Origin of the sequence: Pseudoalteromonas shioyasakiensis, from assembly GCF_019134595.1 — a bacterium.
GTDB lineage: Bacteria > Pseudomonadota > Gammaproteobacteria > Enterobacterales > Alteromonadaceae > Pseudoalteromonas > Pseudoalteromonas shioyasakiensis_A.
In genome coordinates this window covers 1,766,838-1,787,610 of sequence record NZ_CP077770.1, presented here as the reverse complement: position 1 = coordinate 1,787,610, position 20,773 = coordinate 1,766,838, and the positions used below count along the sequence as shown (strand labels likewise).

Below are 20,773 nucleotides of genomic sequence, written 5' to 3'. Positions count from 1 at the left end.
CTATGTCATATACAACTTTTAGCCGAAATCATAATAACCAATTACAAGAACCGATGTTTTTCGGCCAAACGGTAAACGTGTCACGTTACGACCAACAAAAGTACCCTATCTTCGAGAAGCTAATCGAAAAGCAACTTTCGTTCTTTTGGCGTCCTGAAGAAGTTGATGTAAGTAAAGACCGTCTTGACTTCCAAGCGTTACCAGAGCACGAAAAGCACATCTTTTTAAGTAACTTAAAATATCAAACGCTACTTGATAGTGTGCAAGGTCGTTCACCTAACGTTGCGTTACTACCTATTGTGTCTATTCCTGAGTTAGAAACTTGGATTGAAACATGGGCGTTCAGTGAAACCATTCACAGCCGTTCATACACGCACATTATTCGTAACGTTACGCAATCTCCTGAGCTTATCTTTGACGATATCGTAAGCAACGAAAAAATCAGTGAGCGTGCTGATGCGGTAACTAAGTACTACGATGATTTAATCAATATGATTTCTGTTTACAACCTGTATGGTGAAGGTAAACATGTGATCAACGGTGAAGAAGTTAAAGTCAGCTTATTTGACCTTAAAAAGCAACTTTACTTAGCAATGATGTCGGTTAACATCCTAGAAGCAATTCGTTTCTATGTAAGCTTTGCTTGTTCATTTGCTTTCGCTGAGCGTGAATTAATGGAAGGTAATGCAAAAATCATCAAGCTAATCGCCCGTGATGAAGCGCTACACTTATCTGGCACACAGCACATTTTGAACATTATGCAAGAAGGTAAAGACGACCCAGAAATGGCAATCGTTGCAGCACAATGTCGCGAAGAAGCAATTCAGATGTTTGTTGAAGCAGCTGAACAAGAAAAAGATTGGGCAGAATACCTGTTCAAAGATGGCTCTATGATTGGTCTTAACAAAGATATCTTATGCCAATACGTTGAATACATTACTAATGCACGTATGACTGCGGTAGGCCTACCTGCACAGTTCGAGAGTAAAAGTAACCCTATTCCGTGGATCAACTCTTGGTTAGTATCAGACAACGTTCAAGTTGCCCCACAAGAAGCTGAAATCAGCTCTTACCTTGTTGGTCAAATTGACTCTCAAGTTGATGCATCTGACTTTGGTGACTTCGACCTGTAATGAGCGAAAACACCACTGCAGAGGTTATCCTTGCAGGAACAGACAGCCAGAATTTAGAATTTGATTCTGGCTGTTCATCTCTCCTTGAATGCCTAGAACAAAACAAAATAGATGTCCCCTACCAATGCCGTGAAGGTTATTGTGGCGCATGCCGCGCAAAGTTAGTTGAAGGTGATGTGAGCTACAATCAAGAACCACTTGCGTTCGTTAGAACTGGCGAAGTATTACTGTGTTGTAGTAAACCAAATGGTAAGGTAAAAATTGAGCTTTAATGCCAAACAAGCTCGCTCGTTTGGTAGAAGTTTTCTTTATCTGACACACTCACCATTTGCTGATCAATCGTAACATCCCACTGTAGATTTTTAGTGAGATGACTCGCTAACTGGTCAATGAAGTTGTCATCAAACGCAATTAAATGACCATTATTGATAAGCTCTAATTGGTGTTCATTTTCTTTAAGCCAATCGTTATTTAAGGTTGTCACGACCCATAGTTCATCAACCCGCTTTGCGATTTTGTTGAGTTGTAAGATATCCGGTTGGTCAACAGCAAGCCAAGTTTGATAATGGTCATCAAGCGCTTTTATTGACACATCCGGTTCAGCATGATTAAACCTTGTATTCAATATCGCTGTTTCATTGTGTGAAAATAAGCAATAACTTAAAAGCTTGAGGACAAAATGTTGATAGCTTTCACGACGGTCACAAGCAGTGGTGAACACTTCTTTGTGATTGCGGTGCTCTCTTAAATCAGCAATGGTAAAATTTGCTTTAAATACCCTATTTTTATCAGACATAAGATTTGGCCATCTCACTGTAACAGTCTAAGTATAGTGTATGGTGATAAAATCGCGACTTCAGGTAAAGTTATAGTATAACGTTATTGCGATTAATATTTTCAGCGTTATAATATAACGCAACACTCAACAACAAACTTAGAAGTAGTAATGATGAAACAAGTTTCAATTCTTTCTAGTGCTGTTGCCGCTGCGCTGTTTTCTCAATCAACAATGGCTGCTGTGATCACAGGTCAAGTATTAGATAAAAACCAACAACCTATCAGCAATGCTGAAATTCATGTACACGGTAAATCACAAAGCGTTGTCACAAACAAGCAAGGTCAGTTTAAAATTGATGTAGATAATAAAGGTCAGCTTCATATCAGTAAAAACAATTTCATCGATAAGCGTATTGCTATTAATGGTGAAGACCAAAATTTTGTTGTTACACTTACACCAACATCAGTTGAAACAGTTGTTGTTTATGCATCAGCGCTTCATAAAAATAGTCTTGAAATGATTTCGCCAGTGAATGTTTTAGCCGGTGATGAGCTAAAAGATAAAGCAAAACCGACATTAGGCGAAACACTAAAAGGTTTACCAGGCGTTAATGCAAGCTACTTTGGCCCTGTTTCATCTAGCCCTATTATTCGCGGTTTAGATGGTCCGCGTGTGAAGATCACCCAAAATGGTCTTGATAGCAGTGATGCATCTCGTATTGGCCCTGACCACGCAACATCAAATGACAGCCTAGCTGCAGAGCAAATTGAAGTACTTCGTGGCCCTGCTACCCTACTTTATGGCTCTGGCGCTATCGGTGGTGTGGTGAACGTTGTTGATAACCGTATTCCTACTGACAACATTGACACTTTAACTGGTGCTGCACACTACACACACGATACAGTATCAAATACCAACACCTATGCTGCAAAACTTGAAACCGGTAATGATGGTTTCAACTTCCATTTTGACGGTACAAAGCGTAAAGGTCACGATTACGACACACCAAACTTTGAGCTTCCTGAGGAACATGAAGAGCACGAGGAGCATGAAGGTGAAGAGCATGAAGAACACGAAACAGCTAACAGCGTAGAAAATACCTTTATTGATAGCCAAACCGTCAACTTCGGTACTAGTTATGTTGGTGAACACCTAACTCTTGGTGTGTCTTACGGTCGCATCGAAACTGATTACGGTATTCCTGCCCATGAACACCATCACCATGCAGAGCATGGAGAAGGTGAGCATCATGATGAACACGAAGGTGAAGAAGAGCATGAAGAATCAGTATTTGCACAGCTAGAGCAAGACCGCTGGCAAGGTTACATGAGCTATGCACTTCATGATAACTGGATTGAAAATATCTCACTACGCGTTGGCTACACAGACTACAAGCACGCTGAAATTGAAGATGGTGCAGTGGGCACCGTGTTTACAAACAAAACAACCGAAGCACGTGCAACCGTTGAGCACAAGTTAGGCCTTTGGCACGGTATGGCTGGTTATCACTACACTGAGTCTGACTATGATGCAGATGGTGAAGAAGCCTTTACGCCAGCAAGTGTTACTAAAACAAACGCGTTATTCGTTCTTGAAGAGCGCCAGTTTGGTGATGTGACCGTTGAGCTAGGTGCACGCCTTGAAGATTATCAAATCGATTCTGCTGTAAGCATGGCTGAGCATCATCATGATCATGAAGAGGAAGAAGAGCACCATGAAGAAGAAGCAGAAATCATCAACTACAGTGAAGATTTCACAAATCTAAGCTTATCTGCAGGTGCAATTTGGCAATATCAAGAAGGTCAAAGTGTTGCTCTGAGTGTATCACGTTCAGAACGTGCGCCGCTAAGTGCTGAATTATTATCAAACGGTATTCATATCGCAACAGGTACTTATGAGCTAGGCCTTGGTTATCATATTGAAGATGGCGAAATTCATTTTGAGCCAGAAGATATCAAGCAAGAAACTGCAACGAACTTTGATTTAAGTTTCCGTCGTTTTATTGGTGACTTTGGTTACACAGTTAACTTCTTCTATAACGACATTGAAAACTACTATTACCAGCAAAATACCGGGTTAGTTTTTGATGAAGAGCATGGCCTAGAATCAGCAGCTGATGCAGATGCAATGGCGGTTTACCAATTCACAAGTAAAGATGCGAAATTATACGGTATTGAATTTGACGTACATTATCAAGTGACGCCAAGTGCGCTAGTTAAAGTATTTGGTGATTCAACAACGGCTAAGCTAAAAGATGATGAAGGTTACTTACCGCGTATCCCTGCTAATAAACTGGGTTCTGAATTACAGTACACAGTGTCTGATTGGAAGTTTAGCCTAACCGGTACTCATTATTTTGAGCAGTCTGACGTTACTGCTTACGAGACAAAAACTGACGGTTATACCCTGTTTGATGCATCAGCTAACTACCAACTTGACCTAGGTCCTGTTGATACACAGCTTTATATCAATGTTGATAACTTAACCGATGAACTTGGTTTCGTACACAGTTCATTCATTAAAGAAAAAGCACCACTACCTGGTCGTAACTTTAGCTTGGGTATTCGCGGTTATTTCTAATCACTTTTAATAGTTATAAAAAAACCCTTTCACTTTTAAAGTGAAAGGGTTTTTATTAAGCTTAGAAACTTAATAAATTAGGTATTAGCCCTTTTGTTCAATCTTCGCCCATGAATCACGAAGACCCACAGTCTGATTGAATACTAATGTTTCTGCTTTGCTATCACGACAGAAGTAACCTGTACGTTCAAACTGGAAGCCCTGCTCTGCTTGTGCATTTGCAAGTGACGGCTCAACTTTCGCATTTTCAAGGACCACGAGTGATTCAGGGTTTAGTGTTGCGTTAAAGTCTTCTGCTGCAGCTGGGTTTGGTACGTTAAATAAACGGTCGTATAAACGAACTTCAGCTGTGATAGATTCACTTGCTGATACCCAGTGAATTACACCTTTAACCTTACGACCATCACTTGGGTTTTTACCTAGAGTTTCAGGATCGTAAGAGCAGAAAATAGTAGTAATTTCGCCGTTTTCGTCTTTTTCAACGCGCTCAGCTTTAATGACATACGCACCACGTAAACGCACTTCTTTATCAAGAACTAAACGCTTAAACTTGTTATTTGCTTCTTCACGGAAGTCTTCACGCTCAATATAAATCTCACGAGTGAAAGGTACGTCACGGCGACCCATCTCTTCTTTATTCGGGTGATTAGCCACAGATAACGTCTCTACTTTATCTGCGTCATAGTTTTCGATAACAATCTTCACAGGATCAAGAACAGCCATTGCACGCGGTGCATGCTCATTTAGATCTTCACGGATACATGCTTCTAGCATACCCATTTCAACCATGTTCTCTTGTTTAGTGATACCGATACGAGAACAAAACTCACGCACTGATGCCGGTGTATAACCACGACGACGTAGACCAGCAATCGTTGGCATACGCGGGTCGTCCCAGCCTTCAACATGACCATTAACCACTAAGTCGTTTAATTTACGCTTAGACATAATGGTGTACTCAAGATTTAATCGTGAGAACTCGATTTGTTGCGGATGACACTCAAGGCTGATGTTATCTAATACCCAATCGTATAAACGACGGTTATCTTGGAACTCAAGCGTACATAATGAATGTGTAATGTCTTCTAGCGCATCTGAAATACAGTGCGTGAAGTCGTACATTGGGTAAATGCACCACTTGTCACCTGTTTGGTGGTGATGAGCAAAACGTACACGGTAAATAATTGGATCACGCAGTACCATGAATGAGCTTGCCATATCGATTTTAGCACGCAGTACACACTCACCTTCTTTGAATTCGCCATTACGCATTTTTTCAAATAACGCTAGGTTTTCTTCAACTGGCGTATCACGGTATGGGCTGTTTTTACCTGGCTCTTTTAAAGTGCCACGGTATTCACGGGCTTGATCTGGCGATAAGAAACACACATATGCTAGGCCTTTTTCGATAAGCTCAACAGCATAGCCATATAACGCATCGAAATAGTTAGATGAATATTTAATTTCACCATCCCACTGGAAACCTAGCCACTGCACATCTTCTTTAATCGAATTTACGTAGTTAATGTCTTCTTTTTCTGGATTCGTATCATCAAAACGTAAGTTACAAAGACCTTGATAATCTTGGGCGATACCAAAATTCAAACAAATAGACTTTGCATGACCAATGTGTAAAAAACCGTTTGGTTCTGGTGGAAAACGCGTGTGTGTAGCCGCATGCTTACCGCTTGCTAGATCTTCGTCGATACGCGTTCTAATAAAGTTACTTGGGCGATTCTCAATTTCCGCCATAGGAGCATAATCCTCTGAATATTGCATGGTGACAAAACTAATGCATTATTACAAAAACAAACCCTAACATACAGTGGTTGCATCATGTTTATTGAAGATATTACGTCGATTGTTGAATACATAGTTCACAGACTCGACAAAATCGGTAAAAAAATTGTTCTAACGCAATAAAATGATCATTGACTAGCGATATAGTGCCGTCAGTTTCACTACCAATAAGGAAAAAAGATGGCTTCGCTCAATCAACATCGAGTCTATATTCCAAGCTCAGCACGTGCAAACCAGTATGTGTTAGTTGAATTTAAACCTACTGATGAGTTTTTTGCCCAGTTCACCAATGTGAGCTGTGCTTATAAGCGTCTTGCAAGGGAGTTATTTGCACTATGTGATGAATATGAATTACATAATGTACACCTAATCGCGAACGATAAATTACCCGTGGTTCGTTACCATGATGAGGCATACAGTTTAGAAACCGCTAAGCAGATTTTGTTTTTCTATAACCCACAATATCATGAAGCACATAATGTATTTGCCGATGGTGAGCAAAAATGCAAAAAAATTCGTTTATTATTCTTAGCGACCGGTGAAGATATTCGCGCTCATGCGGCGAGTTTTCATCATAATGTGCAAAGAGTGATCAACTCACTACAAGAAAAGCTACTAAGCGGCCAACCACCTCTTAAAATTCGTGACCACCAACACCTAACTTATGATTTATTTGCTAAAGCAAAAGGTCACAAAGAAAGTTATGGCTATAAATTACGTAGCTTATATCCTCGTTACCAGTCTCGCCAATGTCATTTACCAAATGAACACAGTGAAATGACGTATGCAGGGTTTTCGATTCCTGTTACCCGCGCCATTAAAACGCAATTTCAGCATATGTTGAACGAAGAGAATTATACGCAGTTTTATCAATACATCTTTGATGCGTTCAAACGTGCATGTGATAAACGCGGCTTAACACTCGGTGCTTTTATCGCTAACGGTACCCGCCCTATTGTTCGTAATAGTAATATTGATAACGCACAAAGTAACACTGAACTGCAAAAGTTAACCTTTGATTGCAGCTCTGAACAAGTGCAATTACAACAGTACTGGGATGCAAATCAACTTGTAGATTCTTTACATTTTGTGATTGCGGCAGCCGATAAAGACAAGCATGACATTGGTTATGGTAAGTTCATGAATCAAGTGCAAAGTGCGATAAATGAAGTTACTGACGAGCTGGCCTTTAATCCAACTCGCCAAGATTTACGCGTGCGTTTTTATCAGCACATTAACTATCAATATTAAGAGTATAACCAAGCCCCCTCAAGATGCAGAAACTCGCACCTTGGGGTGGTTTGGGTATATTAGAGGTGACGAATGCGTCACCTCTTATTACTGAGCTTAGTTAAATCTAGACGCAATACTTTTGAGCGGCGCTCATGGTTATAAAGCGCTTTTTTCTTCGCAGGTAGCTCATCAACTGTCACTATTTCAAAACTTTGCTCTAAAAACCAGTGAATGCTGCGTGTGGTGAGAGCAAATAAATGTGAATAACCTGCACGTTTAGCCTTATTAATAATAAACCTTAGTAGATAACTGCCGCGATCAGCATCTCGGTACTGAGGATGAACAGCCAAACTTGCAAATTCACCTACCTGTTCATCTGCAAACGGATACAAAGCCGCACAGGCTATAATAAGACCATCACGCTCAATAACCGTAAATTGTTCAATTTCGATTTCTAGCTGTTCACGTGAACGGCGCACCAAATAGCCTTGCTGTTCAAGCGGTCTAATAAGGTTAATGATTCCGGTAATATCAGCAATACTTGCACTTCGTAATTGCTCAGAGCTTTGCGGAGCGATTTGTGTACCAATACCATCTAACGAGAACAACTCTTGTAATAAGGCGCCGTCTTCTTTGTAACTAACAAGATGACAACGATGTACGCCACCTCGACACGCATCAATTGCAGCTTGTAAGAATACGGTTGCGCTTACACATGAATCTGGTTGCTTGCGATAGTTTACTAGTAGCTGCTCAGCTTCATTTGGCATTAACTCTGCAATCGCCTCACCATTTTCATCCAAAATACCGGCTTCTTTACAGAACCCAAGCATTTTATCAGCGCGTAGTTTAAGAGCTACTTGCGTAGCAATTTCTTCAGCAGTTAAGTTAAAGCTTTCACCTGTAACAGAAGCCGCTATTGGCCCAAGCAGAACAATTCCGTTGTTATCTAACTGGTGGCGAATACCGGCAACATCGATACGTCTCACTCTACCTGAATGATGATAGTCAACACCTTCATCGACACCTAAAGGCTGAGCAATAACAAAGTTGCCACTCACCACATTTAAAAATGAGCCAGACATAGGTGTGCTACTTAAAGACGTAGATAAACGCGCGGTTATATCAAACTGCATTGCACCCGCAACTTTCTTAATTACATCAAATGTTGCATTATCAGTTACCCGTATTTCATTATGAAACTGACTAGTTATGCCAACTTGTTCAAGTGCTGCGTTAAACTGTGGGCGAGCACCAAACACTAAAACAATCTTAATACCAAGACTAGTTAATAGCGCGACATCGTTGATGATGCTGCGACAACCAGACTGATCGATCGCCTCTCCGCCAAGCATAACAACGAATGTTTTACCGCGGTGAGCATTAACGTATGGGGTTGACTGGCGAAATCCATCTACCAATTCTGTGGTACGCACGTAATATTTACCTTATTAAAGTCGAGTGTTTTAATAAAAACAGATATACAAGCCACAAGTGTAGAGAATTTATATTCACAAATAAAGCATTATTATTCTTAATTTATGATTGGAATTTTTTGTAGGGAACAAAAAATGTTAGATACAAAAAAGGCCCGCATAAGCGAGCCTTTTTTAAGAGATTAGAGCTGATTACCAGCCTGTTTTCTCTTTAAGTGCATTACCGATGTCAGCTAGTGAACGTACAGTTTTTACGCCAGCAGCTTCTAATGCAGCAAATTTCTCATCAGCAGTACCTTTACCACCTGCGATGATTGCACCAGCGTGACCCATACGCTTACCTGGAGGTGCAGTAACACCCGCAATGTAAGAAACAACAGGTTTAGTCACGTTGTGCTTGATGTATTCTGCAGCTTCTTCTTCTGCAGTACCACCGATTTCACCGATCATAACGATAGCTTCAGTTTGCTCGTCTTTTTCGAACATTTCTAAAACGTCGATGAAGTTAGTGCCAGGGATTGGGTCACCACCGATACCAACACATGTTGATTGGCCGAAACCAGCGTCAGTAGTTTGCTTAACCGCTTCGTAAGTTAAAGTACCAGAACGCGATACGATACCTACTTTACCAGGCTTGTGGATGTGACCAGGCATGATACCGATCTTAGTTTCACCCGGAGTGATAACACCTGGGCAGTTAGGACCGATCATACGAACACCAGTTTCATCAAGCTTAACTTTAACGTCAACCATGTCTAGTGTTGGGATACCTTCAGTGATACAAACGATTAGCTCAATGCCAGCATTGATAGCTTCTAAGATTGCATCTTTACAGAAAGGTGCTGGTACGTAGATAACTGATGCAGTTGCGCCAGTTGCTTCAACAGCGTCACGAACAGTGTTGAATACTGGAAGACCAAGGTGCGTTTGACCGCCTTTACCTGGGCTTACACCACCAACCATTTGTGTACCGTACTCAAGCGCTTGCTCAGAGTGGAAAGTACCTTGGCCACCTGTGAAACCTTGACAGATAACTTTTGTATCTTTATTGATTAATACAGACATTATTTGCCCTCCGCAGCAGCAACAACTTTTTCAGCTGCGTCTGTTAGTGATTCAGCAGCGATGATGTTAAGGTCAGAACTAGCTAGTACTTCACGACCAAGTTCAGCGTTAGTACCTTCTAGACGTACTACTACAGGAACGTTTACACCCACTTCTTTAACTGCGCCGATGATACCTTCTGCGATCATGTCACAACGAACGATACCACCAAAGATGTTAACTAAAACAGCTTTAACGTTGTCGTCAGATAAGATGATCTTGAATGCTTCAGATACACGCTCTTTAGTTGCACCGCCACCAACATCTAGGAAGTTAGCTGGCTTGCCACCGTGTAGGTTTACGATGTCCATAGTACCCATCGCTAGGCCTGCACCGTTAACCATACAACCAACGTTACCGTCTAGTGCAACGTAGTTAAGCTCGAAGCTTGCTGCGTGAGCTTCACGCGCATCTTCTTGTGAAGGATCGTGCATTTCACGGATTTTAGGTTGACGGTAAAGCGCGTTACCATCTACACCGATTTTACCGTCTAGACAGTGAAGGTTACCTTCGTCTGTGATTACTAGCGGGTTGATTTCTAATAGTGCGAAATCGAAATCGTTGAACATGTTAGCAAGACCCATGAAGATCTTAACGAACTGTTTCATTTGAGTAGGGTTTAAACCTAGTTTGAAACCTAACTCGCGAGCTTGGTAAGCTTGAGGACCAACTAGTGGGTCGATCTCAGCTTTGTGAATTAGTTCTGGAGTTTCTTCTGCAACTTGCTCGATTTCAACACCACCTTCAGTAGATGCCATGAAAACAACTTTACGAGAAGCACGATCTACTACAGCGCCAAGGTATAATTCGTTAGCGATGTCAGTGCAGCTTTCAACAAGAATTTTTGATACTGGCTGACCATTTTCGTCTGTTTGGTAAGTAACTAAGTTTTTACCTAACCAGTTCGCAGCGAACTCTTTAACTTCGTCAGTTGTTTTAACTAGCTTAACACCGCCAGCTTTACCACGGCCACCTGCGTGAACCTGTGTTTTAACAACCCACATATCACCGCCGATTTTCTCAGCAGCTGCTGCAGCTTCTTCAGGTGTATCGCAAGCGAAACCTTGAGAAACTGGTAAACCATATTCGGCAAAAAGTTGTTTTGCCTGATACTCATGCAAATTCATGATGCTTTATCCAATTTTTTATACTAAAAGAGCTGAATATTTATGCAAAATAAACAGCTATCCCAAATTGCGCACTTAGTATAAATCCCAAGGCTCCACATGAAAACCCCAGTTAGACCAAAGGCGCAAAAAAAAAGCTGTGAACGAGGTTCACAGCTTAGTTTTCATACAACCAGATTAAACATCTAGTAGTAAACGAGTCGGATCTTCAAGTAACTCTTTAATTGTTACTAAGAAACCTACTGATTCTTTACCATCGATTTGGCGGTGATCATAAGATAACGCTAAGTACATCATAGGTAAGATTTCAACTTTACCATTTACAGCCATAGGACGCTCTTGGATTTTGTGCATACCTAAGATTGAAGACTGTGGTAAGTTGATGATTGGTGTAGATAGTAATGAACCGAATACACCACCGTTAGTGATAGTGAAGTTACCACCTGTCATATCATCAAGTGATAATTTACCGTCACGACCTTTAAGCGCTAGCTCACGGATACCTTTTTCGATTTCAGCAACTGATAGCTTGTCACAGTCTTTAAGAACTGGAGTAACAAGACCACGAGGTGTAGAAACCGCGATGCTGATGTCGAAGTAGTTGTGATAAACAATATCATCACCGTCGATAGACGCATTTACTTCAGGGAAACGCTTAAGTGCTTCAGTAACTGCTTTCACGTAGAAAGACATGAAGCCTAAACGGATACCGTGACGCTTTTCGAATACTTCTTGGTACTGCTTACGAAGGTCCATGATTGGCTTCATGTTAACTTCGTTGAAAGTCGTTAACATTGCAGTTGAGTTTTTCGCTTCAAGAAGACGATTAGCGATTGTTTTACGTAAACGAGTCATAGGAACACGTTTTTGTGTACGGTCACCCATAGGTGCTGCTGGCGCTGCTGCTTCTGCTTTAGGAGCTGCTGCCGGTGCTTTTAAGAATGTATCAACATCTTCTTTGGTTACACGGCCATTTTTGCCAGTACCTTTGATTTTTGATGCATCAAGGCCTTTCTCAGCGATTAAACGACGAACTGACGGCGTTAATACGTCAGAGCTGTCATTTGATTCGCTTGCTGGTGCTGCTTCAGCTTTAGGAGCTGCGGCTGCCGGTGCTGCACCCGCTTTAACTGTACCAATTACTTGCTCACCAAGTACTGTTTCGCCTTCAGCGTGAATGTGCTCACCCATGATACCGTCTTCTTGAGCAACAACTTCAAGAACAACTTTATCAGTTTCGATGTCAACAAGGTTTTGGTCGCGAGTTACCGCTTCACCTGGTTGAACGTGCCAAGTAGCAATTGTCGCGTCTGCGACTGATTCTGGAAGTACAGGTACTTTAATGTCCACTTCTTTACCTTCTGATGCTGGTGCTGATTGCGCCGCTGGCGCGTCTTCTGATTTAGCTGGTGCAGATTCTTGAGCAGAGTCGTCACTTGCTGGTGCAGCATCTGCATCACCAAGTAATGCAATTACTTGTTCGCCAAGTACCGTTGCACCTTCTTCTTGTGAAATTTCAGTGATTACACCGTCATTTGGTGCAACAACTTCTAAAACAACTTTATCTGTTTCGATATCAACTAAGTTTTGGTCGCGGCTTACTTTGTCGCCAACACTTACGTGCCATGTTGCAACTGTAGCATCAGCAACCGACTCAGGAAGTACAGGAACTTTAATTTCTGTGCTCATTGCTTATCCTTTCTTTTCAATAGTAAGCGCATCTGCAATTAGCGCTTGTTGTTCTTTATTATGCACTGACATGTAACCACACGCTGGTGATGCTGATGCTTTACGACCTGCGTAAGTTAATTTAGCACCAGCTGGGATTGCGTCAACAAAGTGGTGTTGAGAACAATACCATGCACCTTGGTTTTGTGGCTCTTCTTGACACCAAACAAAATCTTTAACGTGTTGGTAACGCTGCATGATTGTATCCATCTCAGCGTGTGGGAATGGATATAATTGTTCTACACGAACAATAGCAATGTTATTTAATTCTTGCTTACGACGTTCTTGTAGTAGCTCGTAGTAAACTTTACCGCTACAGAATACAACGCGTTCTACTTTATCTGCTGCAATATCATCGATTTCATCGATCATATTGTGGAACACACCTTCAGATAACTCTTCAAGTGACGATGTTGCCAACGGGTGACGAAGTAGCGACTTAGGCGTCATAACAATCAATGGACGACGAAGTGGACGTACCGATTGACGACGAAGCATTGCATAAACTTGCGCAGGTGTTGAAGGAACACATACTTGCATGTTGTGATCAGCACACAACTGTAAGAAACGCTCTAAACGTGCCGAGCTATGCTCAGGACCTTGACCTTCATAACCATGTGGAAGTAAACATGTAAGACCACATAAACGGCCCCACTTCTGCTCACCTGAACTTAAGAATTGGTCAAATACAACTTGTGCACCGTTAGCGAAATCACCAAATTGTGCTTCCCACATTACAAGTGACGTAGGTTCAGCTGTAGCGTAACCATATTCAAATGCAAGGACTGCTTCTTCAGAAAGAACTGAGTCATAAACTTCAAACGCACCTTGCTTTTCGCTGATATTTTGCAGCGGCAAGTATGTTGATGCATCTTTTTGGTTATGAACAACAGCATGGCGGTGGAAGAATGTACCACGGCCTGAATCTTGACCTGTTAAACGGATATCTGTACCCGCATCAACAAGCGTTGCATAAGCAAGTGTTTCAGCCATGCCCCAATCAAGTGCTTTTTCACCTGTCGCCATTAGCTTACGGTCGTCGTAAATTTTCTTAACGCGCGACTGTGCTTTGTGGCTTTCTGGGTAGCTTGCTACTTTCTCACCAAGCTCTTTTAACTTTTCAACTGATACTGTTGCATCGTACTCAACATCCCAATCGTGACCAACAAACTTAGCCCAATCAGAAGAGTGCGATGTCTCTAGTTGAATTTCTTCAACAACACAGTTGCCTTTATCTAAGCCATTACGGTAATCATCAGCAAGTGCTTTTACTTCATTTTCTGTGAATGAACCTTCAGCAAGTAATTGATCTGCGTAAATCAGACGAGGAACTGGATGCTTTTTGATTTTTTGGTACATAAGTGGTTGAGTCGCATTCGGCTCATCCGCTTCGTTATGACCATGACGGCGATAACATACTAAATCAATCACTACATCACGTTTAAACTGGTTTCTGAAATCAAGTGCGATTTGAGTTACAAATGCAACCGCTTCAGGATCGTCAGAGTTAACGTGGAAAATTGGTGCCTGAACCATTTTCGCAATATCAGTACAGTATGGTGTAGAACGTACATCCGCTTGTTTTGACGTTGTGAAACCAACTTGGTTATTAACAACGATACGGATACTACCACCACAACTAAATGCATTAGTTTGCGATAAGTTAAATGTTTCTTGTACAACACCTTGACCTGCAATTGCAGAATCACCGTGAATAGTAATTGGTAATGCTTTAATACCTGACTTATCACCTAGACGGTCTAAACGAGCACGTACCGACCCCATAACCACTGGGTTAACGATTTCTAAGTGTGACGGGTTAAATGCAAGTGCCATGTGCACGTTGCCACCGTTAGTTGCAAAGTCAGATGAATAACCCATGTGATATTTAACGTCACCTGAGCTTAATGTTTCTTTGTGTTTACCAGCGAACTCATCGAATAATTCTGATGGGTTTTTACCTAAAACGTTCACTAGTACGTTCAAGCGTCCGCGGTGAGCCATACCAATAACAGCTTCTTTTTGTCCGCTTTCACCTGCACGATGAATTAGTTCTTTAAGCATTGGTACTAACGCGTCACCACCTTCAAGTGAGAAACGTTTTGCACCAGGGAACTTAGCCCCTAAGTATTTTTCAAGGCCATCTGCAGCTGTTAATCCTTTAAGGATACGTAGCTTTTCTTCTTTAGAGAACGTTGGACGTGATTGCACTGATTCTAAACGTTGTTGTAACCAACGCTTTTCTTCAGTTGAAGTGATGTGCATATACTCAGCACCAACCGACCCACAATACGTGGTTTTGAGTGCTTGATATAGCTCACCTAATGGCATGGTTTCGCGACCGACAGCAAACGAACCCACATTGAATTCACGGTCAAAATCAGCTTCAGATAAATCGTGGTACTCTAGTTCTAGATCACGAACACGTTCGCGTTGCCAAATACCTAATGGATCTAGGTTGGCATTTTGGTGACCACGGAAACGGAAAGCATTAATAAGTTGTAGCACCTTGACCTGTTTAGGATCGCCAGAGCCACCCTCTGCTACCACTACTTCTCTATGCTTGTTTTTAGCAAGCTGTGCAAATTGTGAACGAACTTCTGAATGTTTAACGTCAACATCCACACCATCAACTTTTGGTAACTGTTCGAACACTTCTCGCCATTCTTCTGGCACAGAAGTCGCATCATCTAAGTACGCTTCATAAAGCTCTTCTACGTAAGCAACGTTACCGCCGTTTAAGTGAGAAGATTCTAGCCATGCCTTCATCACACCTTCGTGCATTTATAAGCCCTTTTCTTTAGCGCAGAAATTAATTGTTGTAAAAACAAGGTGGTTAATCACTTAACCACCTTACATATTCAAGCTTTAAACAGCGCGGTTTAAAAGCATTGATTTGATTTGTCCAATTGCTTTGGTCGGGTTAAGACCTTTTGGACACACGCTAACACAGTTCATGATACTGTGACAACGGAACACGCTGAACGCATCGTCAAGGTCAGCAAGACGCTCTTCAGTAGCTGTATCGCGGCTATCAGCCAAGAAACGATACGCATGAAGAAGACCCGCAGGACCGATGAACTTGTCTGGATTCCACCAGAACGAAGGACACGATGTTGAACAACATGCACATAAGATACACTCATATAAGCCATCTAACTTATCACGTTCTTCGATTGTCTGAAGACGCTCACCCGCCGCAGGCGTGTCGTTGATTAGGTAAGGCTTAACTTTTTCGTATTGAGTGTAGAACTGACTCATGTCAATAACAAGGTCACGTACCACAGGTAAACCTGGTAAAGGACGAATTACAATTTTACCTTTGCCACCTTTAAGTAGCGTTGATAAAGGAGTAATACACGCTAAACCGTTTTTACCATTCATGTTGATACCGTCTGAACCACACACACCTTCACGGCATGAACGACGGAATGATAATGTTGGATCTTGCTCTTTTAATTGCATAAGCGCATCCAATACCATCATATCTTGGCCTTCTTGCGTTTCTAGCGAGAAGTCCTGCATACGTGGTGCATTATCAACATCTGGATTGTAACGATAAACCGAAAATTGTACTTGTGCCATCGTCTCGCTCCTAGTATGTACGTGCTTTAGGTGGGAAAGCTTCACGCAGTTTTGGCGCGTAGTTTACTTCACGTTTTGTCATTTCATCTGTAACTGGGTTATAGATAGAGTGACATAGCCAGTTATCGTCATCACGATCTGGGAAGTCAAAACGAGAGTGAGCACCACGGCTTTCTGTACGGAAGTTTGCAGCTACTGCTGTTGAGTATGCTGTTTCCATCAAGTTATCAAGCTCTAGACATTCGATACGTGCAGTGTTGAACTCAGTCGACTTGTCGTCAAGACGAGCGTACTGAAGACGTTCACGAATTTCTTTAAGCTCTTTAAGACCCGTTGCCATTGCATCACCTTCACGGAATACCGAGAAGTTAAGTTGCATACACATTTGTAAGTCTTTCTTGATTTGTACTGGGTCTTCACCTTGGCCAACTTTAGAGCTTTCCCAACGATTAAAGCGTGCAAGTGATGCTTCAAGGTCTGATTCAGACGCATCTTTACCTGCTTCAACACCGTTAAGGTACTTACCTAAGAAGTTACCAGCTGCGCGGCCGAATACAACTAAGTCAAGTAGCGAGTTACCACCTAGGCGGTTAGCACCGTGTACAGATACACATGCAATCTCACCAACAGCGAATAAACCTTCAACTACTTTCTCTTGGCCGTTTGCATCAATTTGTAATGCTTGACCATTTACGTTAGTTGGAACACCACCCATCATGTAGTGACATGTTGGGATAACTGGAATTGGTTCTTTAGCTGGATCAACGTGTGCGAACGTTTTCGCAAGGTCACATACGCCTGGAAGACGTAGGTTAAGAGTTTCTTCACCTAAGTGGTCAAGCTTAAGCTTGATGTGTGGACCGTAAGGACCATCGCAACCACGACCTTCACGGATCTCAGTCATCATTGAACGAGCAACAACGTCACGAGACGCTAAGTCTTTTGCATTTGGTGCGTAACGTTCCATGAAGCGTTCGCCGTCTTTATTTAGAAGGTAACCACCTTCACCACGACAACCTTCAGTTACAAGTACACCGGCACCGGCGATACCTGTTGGGTGGAACTGCCACATTTCCATATCTTGCATTGCAACACCAGCACGTGTAGCCATACCAACACCGTCACCAGTATTGATGTGTGCATTCGTTGTCGATGCGTAGATACGGCCTGCACCACCTGTTGCTAAAACAACAGCTTTTGATTTGAAGTAAACAACTTCGCCAGACTCGATGTCGATTGCTGTACAACCAACAACGTGACCATCGCTGTTTTTAACTAAATCAAGTGCGTACCACTCAGAGAATACGTTAGTTTTGTTTTTAACGTTCTGTTGGTATAAACAGTGTAATAGCGCGTGACCAGTACGGTCAGCTGCTGCTGCAGTACGTGCAGCCTGTTCACCACCAAAGTTTTTCGACTGACCGCCGAAAGGACGTTGGTAAACACGGCCATTTTCAAAACGAGAAAATGGTAAACCCATGTTTTCTAATTCAGTAATAGCTTCTGGGCCTGTTTTACACATATATTCGATAGCGTCTTGGTCACCGATGAAATCGGAACCTTTAACAGTATCGTACATGTGCCATTCCCAGTTATCTTCATGTGAGTTACCCAGAGCAACCGTAATACCACCCTGTGCAGACACAGTGTGAGAACGTGTAGGGAAAACTTTTGAGATAAGTGCACAGGTTTTGCCTGATTCAGTGATAGCTAGTGCTGCGCGCATACCCGCACCACCGGCACCAATCACTACAGCGTCAAATTCACGAACAGAATAATTCACTTAAACACCCCATAAAACGATTAGACCAATTGCTACGTAAGCAACAGCCATAAGGTTTAATACAAAGCCTAAAACAGCACGTAATTTAGCGCATTTAACATAGTCAGTAAGAACTTGCCAAAGGCCGATACGGGTGTGAACCATGATGCAAACTAGGGTAATTAAGGTAAACCCTTTCATTGCTAGGTTAGAGAATAGGCCTTGCCAGGCTTCGAAAGTGACTTCTGGCGTACATAAAAAATAGCCGATAATAAAAATCGCGTAAGCGCTGATTATTAATGCTGTTGCACGTAGTGATACGAAATCTTGTACACCATCACGTTTAAGAGTTGCTTGATTTAAAACCATATCCACACTCCTGCTAGAATTGCAGCTACAACACCTAAAGCTAATGCAACTTTAGCGCTGAAGTTACCTGATTCAAGTTCTTCCCAGTGACCCATGTCCATAATAATATGACGGATACCACCGATTAAGTGATACGCCAATACAGAAATGGTGCCCCATGCTATGAATTTGGCAATGAATCCGCTGAACAGACCCTTGACGAATTCAAAACCTTCTGCAGAAGAAAGAGACTCAGACCAAGCCCAAATGACAAACGTTAAAGCAAAAAATAATGCAACACCGGTGACGCGGTGAAAAATTGATGCTTTAGCCGTTGCCGGCATAGATATAGTTGTTAGATCTAGATTTACAGGTCTTTGCTTTTTCACAGTTACTTGCCCATCTTGCCCACTAAGGAGCTCATCTACTTGTTTTTCTAAAACCCATCAAAATGAATTTCGATGGAACTATCTAAGTAAACCGTGTTGATACACAAAAAGTTCACACTTATGCAAAACTCAAATGTAAAAATAAAGTTTACCTACAGACAATACGGTATAAAACCTTGGATAGTATATATAGCCAAAGGCCTTTTTACAATTCTTGTTTAGTTAGAGACGTTTGCGAATTAGCCAATAGTATAATATTTAATCCTGGCAGAATATTTATTATCCATTTGTGCATAATGTTTATAAAAATTGACTTTATACCCCTCTTTCACGTTAAAATGAAAAGAATGTGCTTAAACAGATTCAGAACATAACAATCAGAGTTGTTATCTTAATAGGAGATAAATAGATGGCGGATAAGAAAGCCACGGTCCATATTGATGGTCTTGATCCAATCGAACTTCCAATTTACCAAGGCACTGCTGGCCAAGACGTAATCGACGTACGTACGTTAGGTTCACACGGTCACTTCACTTACGACCCAGGTTTCATGTCGACCGGTTCTTGTGAATCTTCAATCACTTACATCGATGGCGGCAAAGGTGTTTTATTACACCGTGGTTACCCAATCGAGCAATTAGCTGATGAATCAAACTACATCGAGCTTTGCTACTTACTATTAAACGGCGAATTACCGACTAAAGAACAATACGAAGCGTTTGCTCAAGAAATCACGCACAACACAATGCTTGATACTAAAATCGCAAACTTCTTCCAAGGTTTCCGCTTTGACGCTCACCCAATGGCAATGCTGTGTGGTGTTGTAGGTGCTCTTTCTTCTTTCTACCACGAAGATTTAGACATCACTGACGCAACACAACGTAAAACAAGCGCAATCAAGCTAGTTGCTAAATTACCAACTATCGCTGCGATGGCTTACAAATACAATGTAGGTCAACCGTTTGTTTACCCACGTAACGACTTAAGCTTCGCTGAAAACTTCTTACACATGATGTTCTCAGTACCAGCTGAAGAATACAAAGTAAGCCCTGTTCTTGCTAAGGCAATGGACAAAATCTTCATGCTTCACGCTGACCACGAGCAAAACGCATCAACGTCAACTGTTCGTCTAGCGGGTTCTTCAGGTGCTAACCCTTACGCGTGTATCGCTGCTGGTATCGCATCGCTATGGGGTCCTGCGCACGGTGGTGCTAACGAAGCATGTCTTAACATGTTAGAAGAAATCGGCTCTGTTGACCGTATCGACGAGTACGTTGCTAAAGCGAAAGATAAGTCTGATCCTTTCCGTCTTATGGGCTTTGGTCACCGTGTATACAAAAACTTCGACCCACGTGCGACAGTAATGCGTCAAACATGTCACGAAGTACTTGCTGAGCTAAACATTCAAGATCCACTTCTTGATATCGCTATGAAGCTTGAGCAAATTGCACTTGAAGACCCATACTTCGTTGAGAAGAAACTTTACCCTAACGTAGATTTCTACTCAGGTATCATCTTAAAAGCAATCGGTATTCCAACAAGCATGTTCACTGTAATCTTTGCAATGTCACGTACTGTTGGTTGGATCTCTCACTGGGATGAGATGCTTTCTCAACCTGGTCACAAGATCAGCCGTCCTCGTCAGTTATACACTGGTGAAACTTCACGCGATTACGTACCAACAGACAAGCGTTAATACGAATTTGCGTTTAAAAAAGGCCGCTATGCGGCCTTTTTTGTTGCCCTGCACTTGTCTATTTGTGCAAAGTA

General features: G+C 41.9%; 16 protein-coding genes. 5 read left to right on the top strand and 11 right to left on the bottom strand.

Translation table 11 applies throughout. From position 1 onward, the window contains the following. Positions 1–2 precede the first annotated feature (2 nt). A complete protein-coding gene (gene nrdB, locus KQP93_RS08255) occupies positions 3–1,133 on the top strand; it encodes a class Ia ribonucleoside-diphosphate reductase subunit beta (protein ID WP_054551358.1) in 1,131 nt (376 codons plus the stop codon). After that, on the top strand, positions 1,133–1,405 hold the full coding sequence (gene yfaE / locus KQP93_RS08250) for a class I ribonucleotide reductase maintenance protein YfaE (RefSeq protein ID WP_217876628.1): 273 nt from the start codon (positions 1,133–1,135) through the stop codon (positions 1,403–1,405). Before nrdB ends, yfaE begins: the two co-directional genes overlap by 1 nt. Here the strand turns inward: yfaE and KQP93_RS08245 are convergent. Further along, on the bottom strand, positions 1,402–1,929 hold the full coding sequence (locus KQP93_RS08245) for a YaeQ family protein (RefSeq protein ID WP_217876627.1): 528 nt from the start codon (positions 1,927–1,929) through the stop codon (positions 1,402–1,404). The two genes, yfaE and KQP93_RS08245, sit on opposite strands and share 4 nt — an antisense overlap. Positions 1,930–2,082: 153 nt before the next feature. On the opposite strand from KQP93_RS08245, the gene KQP93_RS08240 reads away from it, so the two are divergent. After that, entirely contained in the window at positions 2,083–4,491 is a 2,409-nt protein-coding gene (locus KQP93_RS08240; RefSeq protein ID WP_217876762.1) for a TonB-dependent receptor, read from the top strand. An 84-nt stretch (positions 4,492–4,575) separates the two neighbouring features. On the opposite strand, the gene glnS is transcribed toward KQP93_RS08240, so the two are convergent. Further along, positions 4,576–6,243, bottom strand: a complete 1,668-nt coding sequence (gene glnS / locus KQP93_RS08235; RefSeq protein WP_217876626.1) for a glutamine--tRNA ligase — start codon at positions 6,241–6,243, stop codon at positions 4,576–4,578. Between the two features lie 228 nt (positions 6,244–6,471). On the opposite strand from glnS, the gene KQP93_RS08230 reads away from it, so the two are divergent. Continuing rightward, entirely contained in the window at positions 6,472–7,542 is a 1,071-nt protein-coding gene (locus tag KQP93_RS08230) for a DUF3083 family protein (protein WP_217876625.1), read from the top strand. A 77-nt stretch (positions 7,543–7,619) separates the two neighbouring features. Here KQP93_RS08230 and argA read toward each other — a convergent pair whose 3' ends face one another. The 9 genes from argA to sdhC all read right to left on the bottom strand — a co-directional run bounded on the left by argA (position 7,620) and on the right by sdhC (position 19,003). After that, positions 7,620–8,960 (bottom strand): amino-acid N-acetyltransferase, encoded by a 1,341-nt coding sequence (gene argA / locus KQP93_RS08225; RefSeq protein WP_217876624.1) that lies wholly within the window; start codon positions 8,958–8,960, stop codon positions 7,620–7,622. Between the two features lie 192 nt (positions 8,961–9,152). Further along, entirely contained in the window at positions 9,153–10,025 is an 873-nt protein-coding gene (sucD, locus tag KQP93_RS08220; RefSeq protein WP_217876623.1) for a succinate--CoA ligase subunit alpha, read from the bottom strand. Then, complete coding sequence (gene sucC, locus KQP93_RS08215) at positions 10,025–11,191, bottom strand: ADP-forming succinate--CoA ligase subunit beta (protein WP_054561566.1); 1,167 nt, start codon at positions 11,189–11,191, stop codon at positions 10,025–10,027. The genes sucD and sucC overlap by 1 nt, the downstream gene beginning before the upstream one ends. A gap of 177 nt (positions 11,192–11,368) precedes the next feature. Continuing rightward, positions 11,369–12,880, bottom strand: coding sequence for a 2-oxoglutarate dehydrogenase complex dihydrolipoyllysine-residue succinyltransferase (gene odhB, locus KQP93_RS08210; RefSeq protein ID WP_217876622.1), 1,512 nt, complete (start codon positions 12,878–12,880; stop codon positions 11,369–11,371). A gap of 3 nt (positions 12,881–12,883) precedes the next feature. Further along, on the bottom strand, positions 12,884–15,703 hold the full coding sequence (locus tag KQP93_RS08205) for a 2-oxoglutarate dehydrogenase E1 component (RefSeq protein WP_217876621.1): 2,820 nt from the start codon (positions 15,701–15,703) through the stop codon (positions 12,884–12,886). A gap of 84 nt (positions 15,704–15,787) precedes the next feature. Continuing rightward, a complete protein-coding gene (locus KQP93_RS08200; RefSeq protein ID WP_217876620.1) occupies positions 15,788–16,504 on the bottom strand; it encodes a succinate dehydrogenase iron-sulfur subunit in 717 nt (238 codons plus the stop codon). Positions 16,505–16,514: 10 nt separating this feature from the next. Then, on the bottom strand, positions 16,515–18,287 hold the full coding sequence (gene sdhA, locus KQP93_RS08195) for a succinate dehydrogenase flavoprotein subunit (protein ID WP_217876619.1): 1,773 nt from the start codon (positions 18,285–18,287) through the stop codon (positions 16,515–16,517). Beyond that, positions 18,288–18,635 carry a succinate dehydrogenase, hydrophobic membrane anchor protein gene (gene sdhD, locus KQP93_RS08190; RefSeq protein WP_054551371.1) on the bottom strand — a complete coding sequence of 116 codons (348 nt, stop codon included), beginning with the start codon at positions 18,633–18,635 and terminating at the stop codon, positions 18,288–18,290. It lies immediately after the preceding gene. After that, a complete protein-coding gene (gene sdhC, locus KQP93_RS08185) occupies positions 18,626–19,003 on the bottom strand; it encodes a succinate dehydrogenase, cytochrome b556 subunit (RefSeq protein WP_082401567.1) in 378 nt (125 codons plus the stop codon). The genes sdhD and sdhC overlap by 10 nt, the downstream gene beginning before the upstream one ends. A 409-nt stretch (positions 19,004–19,412) precedes the next feature. On the opposite strand from sdhC, the gene KQP93_RS08180 reads away from it, so the two are divergent. Further along, complete coding sequence (locus KQP93_RS08180) at positions 19,413–20,699, top strand: citrate synthase (RefSeq protein ID WP_054551373.1); 1,287 nt, start codon at positions 19,413–19,415, stop codon at positions 20,697–20,699. The last annotated feature ends 74 nt before the right edge of the window (positions 20,700–20,773 follow it).